This window comes from Microbacterium umsixpiens (assembly GCF_053543675.1).
Genome location: NZ_JBLVOH010000068.1, coordinates 1 through 1019, shown reverse-complemented (window position 1 = coordinate 1019; position 1019 = coordinate 1). Strand labels below are relative to the sequence as shown.

At 63.6% G+C, this 1019-nt stretch carries 1 pseudogene; it reads right to left on the bottom strand.

Going from position 1 to position 1019, the window contains the following annotated elements:
- Positions 1 to 830 precede the first annotated feature (830 nt).
- Positions 831 to 1019 (bottom strand): annotated as a pseudogene (locus tag ACNPM4_RS06835) (IS5/IS1182 family transposase); the annotation flags it as partial.

The window sequence follows — 1019 nt, the reverse complement described above, 5'->3', positions numbered from 1 at the left end:
CGTCGTGAAGGCGAAGTCACAGCACCCTTCACCCTTCACCGCGTAAACAGGTCGGCTCCGTCCTGCCTACCCGATAGCTCCCACAGCCTTTCTCTTTCCCAGAAGGATTGTGGGCCAGCTGGAGGCCTGCGTCTCCCCCTCCCCTTCCCGAGCGCAGGCCTCCAGCCTCTTTCCAGGTACCGTGCTCGGCCCACCGCTTGTATCGAACTCCACTTCCGAACCGCTCCGGGCAGGGTGGGGGCCAGTTCATCTAGGACCGGACGTAGGCCGGCACACAGAACATGACCATCGTGAGATCGAATCATGACGCGGCCCCCGCAAACACCTGATGTCGCGTGTAACGGTGATCGTCATATCGATCTGAGGGCCGCCCGCGAGAGCTGCGCCCGCTTGAGCTGACGGACCTGGTCACGTTCCGCGGCGAGACCTGACGTCACCCGCTTGTGGGAAAGGTAAAGCACGTCTCTGCGGGAGTATTCGCGCCGATTAGAGTCGGTCGTCGAGAAGCCGCTCACCAATCGGACGACGGACGATACGTGAGACAACGTCGCTCTCAATTACTCGCCGAGCTCGCGTGTCCTTGCGGACGATCTCTCTCACTGCCGCTTCGAGCGCGGGTGCGAGATCAGATTCGTGCAGTAGCCCCCCGCGGAGGCGAGCGAGCTGGGGACGGAGCCGCTGATCCGGGCCGGGGAGTATCGCATCAATCCGAACGCGGACTTCGGGGGCGAGGGGCGTGTTCGTTTCAGGTGAAGTCGTGGGTGTCGGTGACACAGCACGGGGTGCCGCCGGCTTGATCTGCGAGATGCCTCGTACCCGATTCGGGGCGCCTAGGGCGTGTCTGACAATGTTTTGGTCCAGGCGAGGACGGCGTTGAGGATGACGGCGGCGCGGTAGACGATGGCGTGCTTGTCGTACCTGGTGGCGAGGCCACGCCACTGCTTGAGGTGGCAGTACTGCCGTTCGATCACGTTGCGGTTCTTGTAGTCGATGGCGTCGAGTCCGACCGGGCGCGGGGG